The organism is Lentibacillus cibarius, from assembly GCF_005887555.1.
Classification (GTDB): Bacteria; Bacillota; Bacilli; order Bacillales; family Amphibacillaceae; genus Lentibacillus; species Lentibacillus cibarius.
Genome location: NZ_VCIA01000001.1, coordinates 368,923 through 386,069 on the forward strand (window position 1 = coordinate 368,923; position 17,147 = coordinate 386,069).

Sequence of the window (17,147 nt, forward strand, 5' to 3'; positions counted from 1 at the left end):
TTGGCGTCTTATTTATTATCATTGTCATCTTCATTATTCTGATCCTGGGTCATGTTCCCAATCGAATCACGCATGTCTGTATCAGCATCAATGTTTTTATAATTCATATAATCCATAACCCCCATGTTTCCTGAACGCAAAGCTTCTGCCAGTGCACGAGGGACATCCGCCTCTGCTTCGACAACTTTCGCGCGCATTTCTGAAACGCGGGCTACCATTTCTTGTTCTTGTGCCACAGCCATGGCGCGTCGCTCTTCCGCTTTGGCCTGTGCAATGTTCTTGTCGGCTTCTGCTTGGTCTGTCTGCAGAATGGCACCAATGTTCTTGCCGATATCCACATCAGCAATATCAATGGACAGTATTTCAAATGCTGTTCCTGCGTCTAAGCCCCTTCCAAGGACATTGTGTGATATCGAATCAGGGTTTTCTAAAACTTTCGTATGTGCTTCAGAACTTCCGATTGTACTAACAACCCCTTCACCAACACGGGCAATTACAGTGTCTTCACCAGCACCACCGACTAGACGTTCGATATTAGCCCGCACGGTGATTCGTGCTTTTGCTTTCACCTCAATTCCATCCATCGCAATACCGGCAATAAACGGAGTCTCAATAACTTTTGGATTGACACTCATCTGAACGGCGTCAAGTACATCACGCCCGGCTAAGTCAATAGCTGCGGTACGTTCAAATGATAATTCAATATTCGCTCGCTGGGCGGCAATAAGTGCATTTACTACTCTGTCAACGTTACCTCCTGCCAAATAGTGACTTTCCAGCTGATTCGTTGTCACATCCAGCCCTGCTTTATGCGCTTTAATCAACGGATTAATGACCCTTGATGGTACAACTCGTCGCAAACGCATTCCAACAAGTGTAAATATTCCCACTTTCACGCCAGCAGCCAGTGCGCTGATCCATAGCATTACTGGTATAAATGTAAACAACACCGCCAGCGCTATCAGGATGATGACGGCTACAATGATCGGCATCAATTCCAAGCCCATACAAATTCCTCCTATTAAATATATAAGTTAAGTTATATTTCTCTTACCACTATACGCACACCTTCTACGCGTATCACTTTTACACGTTTATCTTTTTCAATAAACCCCCCCTCCGTTACAACATCCAATCGTTCCTCATTAAATACTGCCGTACCAGATGGGCGCAGCGGAGTTATTGTTTTGCCTTCAGCACCAACAAGTTCCAGCCGATTTTCTGAAGAAACATATCCCTTTTCGGTTGATGTCTGATCTTCCAATATAAAATGACGAAAAAAGCCCTTACGCATTCCCATCGTCTTAAACATTAAAACAGAAGCAATCACTGTAACTATAAAGGCGATACTGATGCTCATGACCATAAATCCTAAATCCTGCCCGGATAGTAATAATGATCCAATAATTGCCGCGGCCCCAAGAAGTCCTGCAATTCCACCCGGTAAAAAGAATTCGGCAACAATTAAACCACCACCGAGTATCAACAAAATGATTTCTTCCATTCCTGCTAATCCCGCAACGGCATGCCCGTAAAAAAACAGGACTAAAGCAGCTATCCCCATTGCACCCGGAATCCCAAATCCTGGGGAATACAATTCAACTATGAGTCCAAGACTAGCTACAGATAAGAGAATAGGGACAACAACAGGATTTGTGATAAAACGTGCGATATGTTCTGAGATGGTTAAATGTTGCTCAACAACATCCGCGTTACTTAACCCAAGTTTTTTCAGAAGGCCTTCACGATTATTCACAGTAGCACGTGAATAACCAACTTCTTTGGCACTGCTGGGTCCCAATGTGAGAAACTTTCCTTTTTCTGCAGCGTATTTAGGTAGATCAATATTTGGATCGGCCATCGCGGCGGCATATTTCGGATTTCTTCCCTTTGATTCGGCCGCGCTTTTCATAGCAGACAGCCAGGCGGATTGTGCTTTTTTATTCGCAGCGGTTCCATCCTGGTTGATCACTCCGCTTGCTCCTATGGTCGCATGTGGTTTCATGTAAATATTATCTGTATTGAGTGCGATGTAAGAGCCAGCTGATAGTGCTCTATTGACGATATATGCAGTTGTTTCTGTCTCCAGCCCCTGTAAAAGTTCGCCAATTTGTTCGGCAGCAGCTACGGCACCCCCGGGTGTATCAATTTCGAATATAATATGATCGGCACCTTTTTCTTCTGCTTCACTTGTAGTCCGCTGTAGAAATGATTTCAGCCCCATCTCCACCTCTTTTTCAATAGGTATGACATAAATTAGTTTTCCGCTTCCTTCTTCGGAATCAGCGGAAAAAACCGGTACGGCCGCAGCGAATCCCAAGACAATCACTGTCATGATACATAACATATATCGTTTCATGCGTGCACTAGCCATGAATCTCACCCTTTCACGAATCAAGCACTTCACCATAGGTTTTATATGTATAAATAGTTTCGTTTACTTTAACAAAATTAAATTAGAAGAAAAGTTGTTGTGTAATGGATGAAGTCTGTCATACCTACCCTATTATTCAAAGAGGCCCTGCCAGTTTCGGCAGGGCCTCCCATTTAAGCATTTAAATGTTTTTGAACCATTTTATTAATTCGGGCGCCATCAGCTTTGCCCTTAACTTTAGGCATGATAGCATTCATTACTGTCCCCATATCCTTTTTAGAAGACGCATTGACTTCTTGGATTGTTGACGTGACAACAGCCTCCAGCTCTTCGTCTGTTAGCTGATGCGGCATGTATGCTTCTATCACATTAATTTCTGTTTCAAGCTTACTGATGAGATCTTCGCGTTCAGCTGATTTAAAATCTTGGAGGGAATCCTTCCTTTGTTTCAATTCTCTTGAAAGAACCGTTAATTCTTCGTCTTCAGAAAGATTTTTATTACCAAGTTTAATCGTTTCATTCTGCAATGAAGCCTTTAATATACGTATAACTGCGAGTCTGTCTTTCTCTTTATTCTTCATTGCCTGCTTCATGTCCTCGTTCAGCTGTTCAACTAGCGGCATGTGCCTGCACCTTCTTTTTATCTGCGTTTTCTCGCAGCCTCTGACTTTTTCTTACGGCGTACGCTTGGCTTTTCATAATGTTCCCGCTTACGGTATTCTTGCAATGTACCGCTTTTTGATACGTTGCGTTTAAAGCGACGAAGAGCATCTTCAAGAGACTCGTTTTTACGAACGCGAGTGTGATTTGACATGCTTAATTTCCCTCCCTCCGAAGCAAAGACAAAATGTAACGATATGTGACGTATCACATATCAGTGCTAATTATAATATAAGTGAACACCAAGGTCAACTTAAATTTCACTGCAAGGTTTAAAAAACGCTATTATAATAGAAAGATTTCCTTAATAGGAGTCTGTCCCCTTTTCTCCATTTACAATCTCCACGCCGGCACTTGCTCCTATTCTCGTCGCACCGGCATCAATCATCTCTTTGACCGATTTTGTATCCCGGATGCCTCCCGATGCCTTAACCCCCATGTCATCTCCAACAGTTTGGCGCATTAGTTTTACATCTTCAGCAGTAGCACCGCCACCAGAGAAACCTGTAGACGTTTTAACATAGTCGGCTCCAGCTGCTTTAGCTAGTTTGCACGCACGGACCTTTTCATCGTCTGTGAGTAGTGAAGTTTCAATAATCACCTTTGTCAGTGCATGACCATCCGCAGCTTCAACTACTTCCTTGATATCACGCTGAACTGCCTGGTCATTAGCTGCCTTTAATTCACCGACATTTATTACCATGTCAACTTCAGCTGCACCATCATTCAATGCCTGTTTTGTTTCAAACACTTTTGATTGCGTACTAGTTGCACCAAGCGGAAAACCGATAACCGTACATACTTTCACATCGGTATCCTTCAAGTGTTCATAACAATACGGCACCCAATACGGGTTGACACAAACAGATGCAAACCCATATTCACGAGCCTCCTGAACAATCTCGCTGATTTTATCCTTTTTAGTTTCCGGTTTTAATTGTGTATGATCAATAAACTTTGCAAGATTCGTATTCATAGCCGAAATTCCTTTCATAAATAGTTGCCTTGCTTCAGTACCTAGCATAGCACACGTTTCCGTGAAATTCACCTAATGAGAAAAGTCCCTGGCGTACCAGGGAATTAAGAAGACAATTTATCCGCCGTTTGAACGGCTTCATCCATGACGCGGACAAACACTCCCTCATTATAGGGATACCCTGCCTTCGTTAGCTTGACACGTACAAGTTTACCAATTAAGTCCTTCGACCCGCTGAACCTTACTTTCAAGTAGTTATCTGTATAACCCTGCAGAAGATTGGAATGATCCTCACCCACTTGTTCCTCGGGTATCACTTCTAGTACTTCATCTTCATATCCGGAAGCATAATCTTTTGCGAGTTGGTTGGATAACTCAATCATCTGATTCACTCGTTCATTCTTCACATCGTCATCAACTTGATTTTTCATATGGGCGGCAGGAGTGCCGGTTCTTCTAGAAAACGGGAATACATGAAGTTCCGAGTAGCCGACCTCTTGCACAAATTGATACGTTTCCATAAACTCTTCTTCCGTTTCACCCGGAAACCCAACAATCACATCAGATGTAATTGCCAAACCAGGTAACGCTTTGCGAATTTTATCAACCTTTTGTTTGTAGTAACCTGTGGAATATTTCCTGCGCATACGGTGCAGCACACTATCCGATCCAGCCTGAAGTGGAATATGCAGATGACGAACAATCTTTTCCGATTTGTCCAACACGTCAATCACTTCGTCCGTAATCTGGCTTGCCTCAATTGATGAAATACGAATTCTTTTTAACCCATCAATTTTAGTTTCCAATTCCTGCAGCAGCTTGGCGAAATTATAGTCATTCATATCTTCTCCGTATCCTGCAGTATGAATGCCGGTCAGCACTATTTCTTTATACCCGGCATCGACCAGATTTTGTGCTTGTTCAAGCACATTTTCCGGCTCTCTGGATCTTAACAACCCTCTTGACCACGGAATGATACAAAATGTGCAAAAGTTATTGCACCCTTCCTGTATTTTCAGTGACGCACGTGTACGATCAGTAAATGCCGGTACATCCATCTCTTCAAACACACGATTTTTCATGATGTTGGAAACACCATTAATTGGTTCGCGTGTTTTTTGGTGCTCCTCAATATAATCAATCATTTTCTTTCTATTCTGCGTTCCGACAATCACATCAACCCCAGGTATTTCCATAATCTCACCTGGTGAAGTCTGCGCATAGCAGCCTGTTACACAAACGACGGCATTCGGGTTTTTCCGTACTGCTCGACGGATGACTTGCCTGCTCTTTTTATCACCGGTATTGGTGACTGTACACGTGTTGATGACATATACGTCGGATTGGCGGTCAAAATCAACTCGTTCGTACCCGTTTTCCTTAAACATGTTCCAGATACCTTCTGTTTCATAGTGATTCACTTTGCATCCCAATGTATGAAAAGCAACTGTTGGCATTATTCACACCCCAATTCTTCAAAATGATAGGACATACTTGCCAGTGCATACATGGCAGCTGTTTCCGTCCTCAAAATGCGCGGACCCAGACGGACAGGTGCAAACATTGCCTGTTTCATCAGTACAGCTTCTTGTTCTGAAAAACCGCCCTCAGGTCCAATCACAATTAATACATTATCCCCTGACTTTATTTCAGCCACAGACTGGGCAAAGGTCTGAAATGTATTTGTTTTTGCTTCTTCTTCATACGCAAATATTTTTTTGTCAAAACAGTGACTTTGTTCTATTAAATCTGTAATGGTAGCAAACGGATGAAGCTGCGGAATTTTATTACGGTGACACTGTTCGCTCGCTTCCTTAAGGATCTTTGCGTATCGGTTCAATTTCTTTGCCGCCTTCTTATCGTCCCAAACAACAACGGACCTTTCCGCCTGAACCGGTATGAAAGCGGCCGCTCCCAACTCTGTACCTTTTTGCAGGACAAGTTCGAATTTGTCACCTTTCGCCAACGCCTGGGCAATCGTCACTGATATTGGTGACTCGTTTGAAGCATGCAGCCATTCTTTCATTTCCGTCCGGACAGCATTGTTAGTTATCTCAGTTATTTCACAAATAGCGGCCTGTCCATCCGGATGATTACAGATGACTTCATTACCAGCTTTCAGACGCATCACACGGCTGATATGGTGTGCATCATCTCCTTTTATAAGGACTCCATTTTGCTCCCAGCTTTCGGCAGGTACAAAGTAACGCTGCAATTCAAGCACCACTTTCGTTTTAGATTTTCTTTGCGGTTATCGATACCCAGTCTTGCAACTCATTCACATCAAGAATTCGAAAGCCCACCTCCTGCAGTTTTTCCTGCACCATTTGCTGCTTCGTCCTGATAATGCCCGAGGTAATGAAAATACCACCAGGTTTTAAGTTTTTCCAGGCGTCGCCTACAAATTGTATAATAATTTCAGCCAAAATGTTAGCGACAATCATATCAGCCTGCATGCTGACGTGACTTAATAAATGGTTTTGTTTAACGGTTATCCGCTCATGCATGTTGTTCAATTTTGCATTGATAGTTGTACTTTTAACGGCTACGTCATCGAGATCAAAGGCATGTACTTCACTTGCCCCCAGTAGTCCTGATGCAATGCTTAATACGCCTGAACCACAACCCACATCAATGACAACGTCTTGATTATTTATGTATTGTTCGATAGCCTGAATAGTTTGAACAGTAGTGGGATGTGTGCCAGTCCCAAAGGCCATTCCTGGATCTAATTCAATGATCACTTCATTGTCTGAGGCGGGTTCATACGTTTCCCAAGTTGGTATAATCGTTATCTTTTCAGAAATCTCAACAGGCTTATAGTATTTTTTCCATGCTGTAGCCCATTCTTCCTCATTAATTTCACTTACTGTCACTTGATTCCTGCCTAAATCAATATCATATAGCTGCAAATTATTAATTGCCTGTTTCATGGCATCAACCGTTTCACCGAGATGACTATTTACCGGAAGATATGCCTTAATATAGACACCATCTTCCGGGTAATCATCCGGATTCAATTCATAAACTTCGCCAAAAAACGTATCCCTGTCCTTCATTAGGTCAAGCGGGTCTTCTATGACAACACCACTGGCACCTGTCTCATGCAAAATATTCGAAATTGGTTCAACTGCTTCATTTGTTGTGTGAATACAAAACTCAGACCATTTCACTTTGTTCACCCGTTTCTTAAATTCCATATTGAACGTATCCGGAAATTAATAGTCTTTTATTTACAATGTTTCAGGAGATTTCTGCTGCAAAAAAGCTACTATTATTGCGCGCAAACAGAAATCACCATATCTATTATTAGCTTTTAAATGCATTTTTAAAACGCTGAAACAATGAGTCTTGTTCGTCGGTCGCTTCATTTCCGCCAATTTCATTAAATTCACGCAGTAATTCTTTTTGTCGGTCTGTTAGTCCTGTAGGCGTAATCACTTTTACTTCTACATGCTGATCCCCATGACCATAACCACGTACGTTTGGTGCACCTTTTCCTTTTAATCTGAAGATTTTTCCGGTTTGGGTGCCGGCTGGTATTGTCAGCATCACTTTTCCATGAACGGTCGGGACTTCCACTTCGTCACCGAGAGCAGCTTGTGCATAGGTTATTGGCAATTCACAGTAAATATGATCCCCGTCGCGTTTAAAAAAGTCATCCTGCTTGACCTTGATAACAACAAATAAATCTCCCGGAGGACCACCGTTCACGCCTGGTTCTCCTTTTCCAGCAACACGTATCTGATGACCTTCGTCAATTCCCTTAGGGATGGAGATATGAATTGTTTTGTTTTGTTTCACTTTTCCTGACCCGCCGCATGTGCCGCATTTTTCAGGAATGATTTTTCCACTGCCATTACAGTGATGACATACACGCCGATTTACGACCCGTCCGAAAGGCGTATTCTGCTCCATATTTAACTGGCCAGATCCGTTACAATGGGAGCATGTTTTTGTTTTGGTTCCGGGTTTGGCGCCAGACCCATGACATGTGTCACATTCTTCTTCCTTTGGTATGTTGATGTCTGTTTCTTTACCAAAAATTGCTTCTTCAAATTCTAGTGTCATTGTATATTGTAGATCGGCTCCTTGTTGTGGCGCATTCGGATCACGTCTCCTGCCGCCTCCAAAGAACATATCGAATATATCACCAAATCCACCAAAATCTCCAAAATCTTGTGCGCCGCCGAACCCACCGAAGCCTTGACCCTGTGCTCCGGCATGACCAAACTGATCATATTGGGCACGCTTTTGTTCATCACTTAATACTTCATATGCTTCTTTGGCTTCCTTGAACTTATCGGATGCGTTTTCTTCCTCACTGACATCCGGGTGATATTTGCGGGCTAATTTACGATAAGCTTTCTTTATTTCATCTTTTGAAGCATCCTTGTCAACACCAAGCACTTCATAATAATCGCGTTTACTCACTTGTACATCACTCTCCCGACACTATTACATACGATTTATCTTATCATCTTTAAGGTTTTAATAGCAAACAAACTTAAAATTCACCTTCTTAATTGAAAAAGTCAAAGTCAAGAGAGTCCTGACTTTGACTTTTTCCAATTATTGCAGAAGGCTTATTGTTTTTTGTCTTCTTCGTCATCAACCTCTTTATAATCTGCATCGACCACGTCTTCATCAGAACTCTGGTCTCCACCCTGTTGCTCCTGATTAGCCTGTTGCTCCTGTGCCATTTGTTCATACATTTTAACCGAAAGCTGCTGAACTTGTTCCTGCAATGCATCTTTCTTTTCTCTAATTTGTTCCAGGTCATCAGCGTCAATAGCTTTCTGCAATGCATCTTTTGCCTCTTCGGCTTTTTGTTTCTCATCTTCAGTTACATTGTCACCAAGATCTTTAATCGTCTTGTCCGTCGTAAAGATTAGCTGATCGGCTTCATTACGAAGGTCTGCCTCTTCACGGCGTTTTTTATCTTCCTCAGCATTCTCTTCCGCTTCTTTAACCATTTGTTCTACGTCCTCTTCAGACAGGCCTGAAGAAGATTTAATCGTAATCGATTGCTCTTTATTCGTACCTTTGTCTTTTGCGCTTACGTTGACAATACCGTTAGCGTCAATATCGAAGGTCACTTCAATCTGTGGAACTCCACGCGGTGCCGGTGGAATATCTGTCAATTGGAAACGGCCGAGCGTCTTGTTATCAGCAGCCATTTCACGCTCACCTTGTAGAACATGGATATCAACAGCTGTTTGATTGTCAGCAGCGGTTGAAAACACCTGTGAATGGCTTGTCGGAATAGTTGTATTCCGTTCAATCAGTTTTGTTGTGACACCGCCCATGGTTTCGATTCCCAGTGATAATGGCGTAACGTCAAGCAGTACAACATCTTTAACGTCTCCCTGCAGTACACCACCTTGGATGGCAGCACCAAGGGCAACTACTTCATCCGGATTAACGCCTTTTGACGGTTCTTTGCCGATGTTTTTCTTAATAGCTTCCTGAACGGCCGGAATACGTGTCGACCCACCGACAAGAATAACCCTATCAATATCCTTGGCAGCCATGTCGGCATCCTGAAGCGCTTTGCGTGTTGGTCCCATTGTTTGTTCAACAAGATCTGAAGAAAGTTCTTCAAATTTAGCACGTGTAAGGTTCATTTCCAAATGTAATGGACCATTTTCACCCGCAGTGATGAATGGTAGCGAAATTTGGGTCTGGCTGACACCGGAAAGTTCTTTTTTGGCTTTTTCCGCTGCATCTTTCAAGCGTTGTTTTGCCATTTTATCCTGTGAAAGGTCAATGCCGTTTTCCTTCTTAAATTCCTTAACCATGTGATCGATAATAACTTCATCAAAATCGTCACCACCCAGACGGTTGTCACCCGCTGTTGAGATAACTTCAAAAGTACCGTCACCAATATCCAAAATGGAAACGTCAAATGTACCTCCACCTAAATCATAAACGAGGATTGTTTGATCCTGGTCCTCTTTATCAATTCCGTATGCCAAGGATGCCGCTGTCGGTTCGTTAATGATACGTTCAACTTCCAGGCCGGCAATTTTACCAGCATCCTTGGTAGCCTGGCGTTCTGCGTCATTAAAGTATGCCGGTACAGTTATGACTGCCTTGTCAACTGTGTCGCCAAGGTATTCTTCAGCGTAAGATTTAATATGCTGCAGGATAATCGCCGAAACTTCCTGTGGTGTATAATCTTTCTCACCGATGGTTACCTTATAATCAGTACCCATATGCCGTTTAATGGACTGGATTGTATCCGGGTTCGTAATAGCCTGACGTTTAGCTACTTCACCCACTTGGCGTTCGTCATTCTTGAATGCCACAACAGATGGTGTCGTCCGGTTACCTTCAGGAGTCGGGATAACGACTGATTCGCCACCCTCCATAACTGCTACACAAGAGTTTGTTGTACCTAGGTCAATTCCAATTATTTTACCCATAATCTAATTCCTCCTTGACTGCTCATTCAACTATTATTTATTCACTTTAACCATTGCTGGCCGAATAACACGGTCTTTTAAGTAATAGCCCTTCTGCAATTCTTCAATTACCGATTCGGGTTCTGCTTCTTCATCTTCTTCTTGCATGACTGCATGATGTATTGTTGGATCAAATGGCTTGCCAACCGACTCAATCTCCTTAACGCCATGATTCGACAAGGCGTCTTTCAGTTGACGGTACACCATTGTTATGCCCTCTGCAAAGTTTTTGGTTTCATCTGTAATTTCAACTTGCAAGGCACGTTCGAAATTGTCCAAAACAGGAAGCAAATCTTTGACAATATCTTCTGATTTATATTTGAGGTCTGCTTCTTTTTCCTTTTGCGTACGTTTTTTAAAATTGTCAAATTCTGCTTGAATACGCAGCACACGCTGATGCATTTCCTCTTTTTCCTGTTTCACCTTATCCAGCTCAGCCTGCAGGGAATCCTGCTCTGTTTCATCATGGTCTGTCTGTTGGGCTTCTGTTTGAGCATCTGCATCAATTACTTCAGTGATCGTATCATCTTCCATGTCTGAATCCTGCCGCACTTGATGTTCTGTTTCATCATTAATGGTCTTTTCGTCTCTTTGTTCTGTCACTCCTGCCACCTCCTATATCAAATTGCCACGATAGACTATAACATGTTTTTTCTTTTAAATAAATTAATAACCTTGCATGAATGAAAGCCCCGATCAAGAAAATAATTCAACAGCATTTCTCATTAATCATTATTTTGATGCCATTTATATAAGACATCTGACATTTCATTTGATAGAGCATTCAATAAAGCAATGACTCTTTTGTACTCCATTCTAGTCGGCCCAAGCAATGCAATTGTACCCATCTGTTCCTCATTCAGCTCATACGTTGCAGTTATCAAGCTGCATTCTTTTATAGCATCGGCTTTATTCTCATGTCCAATTGACACGCTAATACCATCCGTATCGCTTTTGAGCAAATTTGCCAGTTCGTCTTCTTTTTCAATCATGGCATAGAGTGAACGAACCTTTTCAACATCATTGAATTCCGGCTGCATTAATATATTCGTTTTACCGCCAAAGTAAAGCTTAACCGGATTTTCAGTGAAAAATATAGCTCTTAAATAATCAAATGATTTTTCAAAATCTGTTACAAACGATCCCATGAGATGGATTACTTCAGAATTCAGTTTCTCATGCAGCTTATAAATTGGAACACCGTATAGTCGATCATTTAAAATGTTCACTATCTTCTCCAAGTCTGATGCATTGATCTCATTCGGAACTGAAAATGACCGATGTTCGACATGACCGGTGTTCGTGATCAAGATTGCTACAGCAGTTTGCGGTGACAGTGACACAATCTGCAGCTGTTTCAACTTGGTCTCAAATACTTCTGGACCAAGAATAATCGATGTATAATTTGTAATCTCAGACAGTATTTCGGCAGAACTCTGGACAATCTGTTCAAATTCAAATAGGCCATCTTGCATTACGTTTTCAACTATTTTAATGTTGCTCGTCGTCTCCTTAAGTGACACTAAATGGTCGACATAATACCGATAGCCTTTTTCAGATGGGATACGGCCGGATGATGAATGAGTTTTCTCAAGAAATCCCATGTCCTCCAAATCAGCCATTTCGTTACGTATAGTGGCCGAACTATACGTAACATCATCCTTCTTAGCAATGGAACGTGACCCTACCGGCTGTGCCGTTTCGATGAAATCATCAACTATTACTTGCAGAATCAGTAATTGTCTTTCCGTTAACATGATGACCACCTCTGTTAGCACTCTTAAGTAACGAGTGCTAATGCTATTAATAAATTACCAAATCGCTGGTTTGTTGTCAACGAACATGATCCAAGTCAGTCTCTTCCAATAAAAATTTCTCGAAAACTTCATTTCCGAACAATACACCTTGATCAGTCAAGCGTAGATTATTTCCTTCATTAATTAGTAAGCCTTTCTGGACAAGCATGCTAATAACATCTCCATAAAGGGCTTCATAAGGGAATCCGAATTTTTCCCGGAATAAATCCCTGTTCACCCCACTCATCTTCCTGAGCCCAAGGAACATCTCCTCTTCAATCATTTCCCGCTTGCCAATTTCCTCTGCATTTAAAATCGGCTTGCCGTTTTCCATTGCCTGCTTCATATATGCAGGCAGCGGTCGGATATTTCCTGTACGGACACCGGGAAGATAGCCATGCGCTCCAGCCCCAAAACCGTAATAATGTTCATTATTCCAATAAGTTAAATTATGCCTACTTTCAAATCCCGGTCGGGCAAAGTTGCTGATTTCATATTGGTTCAATCCATATTTGCGCATGGTGTCTTTTAACATTTCATACATTTGCACTTCATCTTCCTGTGGAGGACGATGCAACTTCCCTTTTTTATACCGCTGATAGAAGACGGTTTTCGGCTCAATTTGCAGTGCGTATGCCGAATAGTGAGGGAGCCCGAATGCGATTGCCTCATCCAGCGTTTGCTGGAACTGTTCCACTGTCTGGCTTGGCAGAGCATAGATAAGATCAAGACTAATGTTATAAAAACCATTCCGCTGCAGCAATTCGACTGTACGGTAAACATCTTTCACCCGATGGAGCCGCCCAAGTTGCTCCAGCATTTCATCATCAAATACTTGTACCCCTAATGACACTCGATTGACACCAAAACTGTTCAATAGTTTTATTTTCTCTTCATCAAAATCACCTGGATTCGCCTCAATCGAGAATTCTTGACAGTTGTCAATGTCGAATTTCCTGGTGATTAATTGCATGAGTGACTGCAACTGGTCCATATTCAGAACTGTCGGTGTACCGCCGCCTATAAAAATAGTTTGTACTTGATTTTTTTTGCCTTCAATGGTTGTTTCAATCTCATTTGTTAACGCTTCTATATAGTCTGTCGCTGATTGCTCATCATAAAAGAACTTCGTAAAATCACAGTAATGACAAATTTGCTGACAGAACGGAATATGGATATAGACGGATTGTGCTTTCATTATATTCGCTCCTATACACAGAAAAGGGATAACCAATGCCTGTGGCAAAGGTTTCCCCAATCTGTAAATTAGTTAATCATCATTCATTTCAAGTACGGCCATGAATGCCTCTTGTGGCACTTCGACAGACCCTACCATCTTCATCCGTTTTTTACCTTCTTTTTGTTTCTCCAGTAATTTTCGTTTCCGTGAAATGTCGCCACCGTAACATTTAGACAAGACGTTCTTTTTCATCGCCTTGATTGTTGATCGGGCAATAATCTTATTTCCGATTGCTGCTTGAACCGGCACCTCGAACTGTTGTCTTGGTATTAGATCCTTTAGTTTATCGACAATATGCTTTCCCCGTTCGTAAGCGAAATCACGATGTACAATGAATGATAGTGCATCAATGGTATCCCCGTTCAGTAAAATATCCATTTTAACCAAATTCGACGGTCGATACCCTACTAAATCATAATCAAAAGAGGCGTATCCCTTTGTTTGTGATTTTAGCTGATCAAAGAAAGCATATACAATCTCAGAGAGCGGGATATGGTAAGTGATATTAACACGGACTTCATCGAGGTATTCCATGTCCGCAAATTCACCGCGTTTTTTCTGGGCAATCTCCATGACAGCACCGACATAGTCGTTCGGTACCATAATTGTTGCTTTGACAAACGGCTCACGAACTTCCTTGATGACTTGCGGATCCGGCATTACCGACGGATTATCAACTTCAATTGTTTCCTCGTCCGTTTTCTCAACTTCATAAATAACTGATGGTGCTGTAGTAATCAAACCAATATTAAACTCACGCTCAATTCGCTCCTGAATAATCTCCATATGCAATAGTCCAAGAAAGCCGCACCGAAAGCCAAAACCGAGTGCTTGCGAGCTCTCAGCTTCATATTGGAGAGAAGAATCATTCAATTCGAGCCGTTCCAGTGCTTCACGCAAGTCGTTATATTGGCTGGAGTTAACCGGAAATAGCCCACAAAAGACCATTGGATTCAGACGTTTATAGCCTGGTAGCGGATTTTCCGCAGGGTTCTTGGCATGGGTGATCGTATCACCGACTTGCGTATCACCAACATTTTTAATGGAGGCTGTCAAATAACCTACATCTCCAACGGTCAACTCGTCCCTCGGAACCGGCTTTGGTGTGAAGACCCCAATTTCATTGATTTCAAATTTCTTTCCATTTGCCATTAGCTGAATTTTATCGCCGACTTTAACAGACCCTTCTTTCACACAAATATACGCAATCGCACCACGATATGGATCATAAAGGGAATCAAATATAAGTGCTTTAAGCGGGTTTTCAGGGCCTCCGGATGGCGCCGGTATATCTGACACAATCCGCTCCAGAATCTCGTCAACACCGATATCGTCTTTCGCTGAAGCCAGTATCACATCATCTTTATCAATCCCGATGACATCTTCAAGTTCCTGAGCTACCCGGTCCGTATCTGCATTGGGAAGGTCTATTTTATTAATAACTGGTATAATTTCTAAATCGTTATCAAGGGCAAGATAAACATTTGCCAATGTCTGTGCTTCAATCCCTTGTGCAGCATCCACAACCAAAATAGCACCCTCACAAGCCGCAAGACTTCTTGAAACTTCATATGTAAAATCAACATGCCCGGGTGTATCGATTAAGTGGAACAAATATTCTTCTTTTTGTTCGTTTGTATAATTCAATCGTACAGCATTCAATTTTATTGTAATTCCCCGTTCACGCTCAAGATCCATTCCATCCAGGAACTGTTCCTTCATCTCCCGGTGCGTGAGAGCTTTTGTTTTTTCTAGAATGCGATCTGCAAGTGTTGATTTGCCGTGATCAATATGCGCTATAATCGAAAAGTTACGTACATTTTCTTGCTTAACCATAGTAGATGTCCACTCCTACACGCCTTTTGCCAGCATTCCTAGCAAAAGGCCAATTTTCAACGTTCGTGACTAGGATTGATTATAGCAATTGCACGGTAGACATTCAAGAACGAAAGCATGTCCACTAGCGTAAGTGAAGTCAGAAAAATACTTGAACAAACTGGTATGCGACGCGGACAACCAGTTCATACGCCCCGTTGACACCCGCTTCTAAAAAAGATGCGGCTTTCTGAATAAAATGATTAGACGTTCCGGATTTCATCACCGTTTCATCTGGTGCCGGTGTACTCTCGGTGGTAATCTTTATTTTCTCATCTGTTTTGCTTTGTTCAGTCACTGACTCTGTTTGTTCATCGTCATTGTTCATACCCGTCATACGCTGTCCATCACGGTCCATTCCTACAACCATACCTGTTAAAAAAAATAATGCCAGTAATAAAAGAACGACAAGGGAACGCATGAGTCTTCCCTCCTGTTTTTATATATTTGCTGTCTTAAAGTGCATGTTCAAAAAAGAGTATACGGACTTTTTGAACAACCTCTTAAAAAGAATCTATGAAAGATACTGGCAAAGTAGAACCACCTCTTGTAACTATATTTAACATGATAGAGCCAAACGAATGTCCGTTACCGCGTATAGGACGCAGCGTTTTCTACAGTTACCCGCTCATGCAGGGCGGCATTCAAACCAGTTGAAATTAAGATCGCCATATCTTCCATAAAGCCATCCACTTCTTTTGGGGTAACCATTAAATTATGTCCCAGGGGTGTGAGTACTTCTTTGATCAATGACTTTTTTTCTTCGTCAGAAAGACTTCCGACCATTCCAAGAAATGTTTTGCGTTGTTCTTCGTCCGGCATATCCTCATCTGTCAAATTTTTGCTGCCAAATGCTAATCCAGCTGGGGTTAGCGATTTAGAAGGTTTATCTTTTTCTCTCCATTCTCTACCCAAATGTTTTAGCATGAAATCAATCGTATCAGTGGTAATGGTCACTGCATCAACCACCGTTGGACAGCCGACAGCGAAAACGGGTACTCCAAGCGTATCTTCACTTAACTCTTTTCGTTTATTACCTACACCTGAACCCGGATGAATGCCGGTATCGGAAATTTGGATTGTTTCATTAACACGTTCTATGGATCTGGATGCCAGTGCATCAATGGCGATGACAAAATCCGGTTTGAATTTTTCAACAATGCCGAAGATAATATTGCTTGTTTCAATACCGGTCACTCCCATCACTCCTGGTGTAACAGCAGCAACCGGACGGTAGCCTTTTGACACAGATTCATGCTCCAGGGCAAACAAATGACTGGTCACAAGCACTTTTTCAACGGACATTGGACCAAGTGCATCTGGAGTGACATTCCAATTGCCAAGCCCCACGATCAGACCGGTGCCATCCGCCGGAACATTATTTTTTTGCAATAGTTCACCCAGTTCCTTTCCAAAAACTTCTGCTGCTTCTTTTTGGCTCTTTGTATCCTGGTTTTTGACACCATCAGCATAAATAGTAATATAGGAGCCTTGTTTTTTACCTAGACGCTCCTCGCCTTCTTTATCGATATCAACATAAGTTATCGCAATATCACCTTCCTGCTTTTCTTTTACTGTTACTCCTTGCACATCTTTTTTTTGTTCATTTTCCTCGTGTTCTACATACATATCCTTTGCTTCTACGGCAAGATCTGTGCGTACAGCGTATTGTTTGTTTTCGTTCTGCATTATTATCCTCCCTCTTGGATAAAGTGAAACCATTATTTAGGCTATACGTTTCTTGTCCAAAACATACAAG

General features: G+C 42.0%; 16 protein-coding genes. All 16 read right to left on the reverse strand.

Features of this window, described 5'->3' with window-relative positions:
• Positions 1–8: 8 nt before the first annotated feature.
• The 16 genes from floA to gpr all read right to left on the reverse strand — a co-directional run bounded on the left by floA (position 9) and on the right by gpr (position 17,077).
• Positions 9–1,007 carry a flotillin-like protein FloA gene (floA, locus tag FFL34_RS01920; RefSeq protein WP_138600839.1) on the reverse strand — a complete coding sequence of 333 codons (999 nt, stop codon included), beginning with the start codon at positions 1,005–1,007 and terminating at the stop codon, positions 9–11.
• A 32-nt stretch (positions 1,008–1,039) separates the two neighbouring features.
• Positions 1,040–2,374, reverse strand: coding sequence for an NfeD family protein (locus FFL34_RS01925; RefSeq protein ID WP_138600841.1), 1,335 nt, complete (start codon positions 2,372–2,374; stop codon positions 1,040–1,042).
• A 173-nt stretch (positions 2,375–2,547) separates the two neighbouring features.
• On the reverse strand, positions 2,548–2,997 hold the full coding sequence (locus FFL34_RS01930) for a GatB/YqeY domain-containing protein (RefSeq protein WP_138600843.1): 450 nt from the start codon (positions 2,995–2,997) through the stop codon (positions 2,548–2,550).
• A gap of 17 nt (positions 2,998–3,014) precedes the next feature.
• Positions 3,015–3,188 carry a 30S ribosomal protein S21 gene (gene rpsU / locus FFL34_RS01935; RefSeq protein WP_138600844.1) on the reverse strand — a complete coding sequence of 58 codons (174 nt, stop codon included), beginning with the start codon at positions 3,186–3,188 and terminating at the stop codon, positions 3,015–3,017.
• A 150-nt stretch (positions 3,189–3,338) separates the two neighbouring features.
• Entirely contained in the window at positions 3,339–4,010 is a 672-nt protein-coding gene (deoC, locus tag FFL34_RS01940; RefSeq protein ID WP_138600846.1) for a deoxyribose-phosphate aldolase, read from the reverse strand.
• A gap of 104 nt (positions 4,011–4,114) precedes the next feature.
• Positions 4,115–5,467, reverse strand: a complete 1,353-nt coding sequence (mtaB, locus tag FFL34_RS01945; protein ID WP_138600848.1) for a tRNA (N(6)-L-threonylcarbamoyladenosine(37)-C(2))-methylthiotransferase MtaB — start codon at positions 5,465–5,467, stop codon at positions 4,115–4,117.
• On the reverse strand, positions 5,467–6,225 hold the full coding sequence (locus FFL34_RS01950; protein ID WP_138600850.1) for a 16S rRNA (uracil(1498)-N(3))-methyltransferase: 759 nt from the start codon (positions 6,223–6,225) through the stop codon (positions 5,467–5,469). The genes mtaB and FFL34_RS01950 overlap by 1 nt, the downstream gene beginning before the upstream one ends.
• A gap of 19 nt (positions 6,226–6,244) precedes the next feature.
• The gene (prmA, locus tag FFL34_RS01955) at positions 6,245–7,183 is read right to left on the reverse strand and encodes a 50S ribosomal protein L11 methyltransferase (protein ID WP_138604641.1); all 939 of its coding nucleotides are present in this window, start codon (positions 7,181–7,183) and stop codon (positions 6,245–6,247) included.
• A 136-nt stretch (positions 7,184–7,319) separates the two neighbouring features.
• Positions 7,320–8,444 carry a molecular chaperone DnaJ gene (dnaJ, locus tag FFL34_RS01960; protein WP_138600852.1) on the reverse strand — a complete coding sequence of 375 codons (1,125 nt, stop codon included), beginning with the start codon at positions 8,442–8,444 and terminating at the stop codon, positions 7,320–7,322.
• A gap of 152 nt (positions 8,445–8,596) precedes the next feature.
• The gene (gene dnaK / locus FFL34_RS01965) at positions 8,597–10,438 is read right to left on the reverse strand and encodes a molecular chaperone DnaK (RefSeq protein ID WP_138600854.1); all 1,842 of its coding nucleotides are present in this window, start codon (positions 10,436–10,438) and stop codon (positions 8,597–8,599) included.
• 33 nt (positions 10,439–10,471) lie between these two features.
• The gene (gene grpE, locus FFL34_RS01970; RefSeq protein ID WP_234031403.1) at positions 10,472–11,080 is read right to left on the reverse strand and encodes a nucleotide exchange factor GrpE; all 609 of its coding nucleotides are present in this window, start codon (positions 11,078–11,080) and stop codon (positions 10,472–10,474) included.
• 122 nt (positions 11,081–11,202) lie between these two features.
• Positions 11,203–12,234 (reverse strand): heat-inducible transcriptional repressor HrcA, encoded by a 1,032-nt coding sequence (gene hrcA, locus FFL34_RS01975; RefSeq protein WP_138600856.1) that lies wholly within the window; start codon positions 12,232–12,234, stop codon positions 11,203–11,205.
• Between the two features lie 76 nt (positions 12,235–12,310).
• Complete coding sequence (hemW, locus tag FFL34_RS01980) at positions 12,311–13,471, reverse strand: radical SAM family heme chaperone HemW (RefSeq protein ID WP_138600858.1); 1,161 nt, start codon at positions 13,469–13,471, stop codon at positions 12,311–12,313.
• A 72-nt stretch (positions 13,472–13,543) separates the two neighbouring features.
• Positions 13,544–15,349 (reverse strand): translation elongation factor 4, encoded by a 1,806-nt coding sequence (gene lepA / locus FFL34_RS01985; protein WP_138600860.1) that lies wholly within the window; start codon positions 15,347–15,349, stop codon positions 13,544–13,546.
• Positions 15,350–15,488: 139 nt separating this feature from the next.
• Positions 15,489–15,809, reverse strand: a complete 321-nt coding sequence (locus FFL34_RS01990; RefSeq protein WP_138600862.1) for a hypothetical protein — start codon at positions 15,807–15,809, stop codon at positions 15,489–15,491.
• Between the two features lie 167 nt (positions 15,810–15,976).
• Positions 15,977–17,077, reverse strand: a complete 1,101-nt coding sequence (gene gpr / locus FFL34_RS01995) for a GPR endopeptidase (RefSeq protein WP_138600864.1) — start codon at positions 17,075–17,077, stop codon at positions 15,977–15,979.
• Positions 17,078–17,147: the final 70 nt, after the last annotated feature.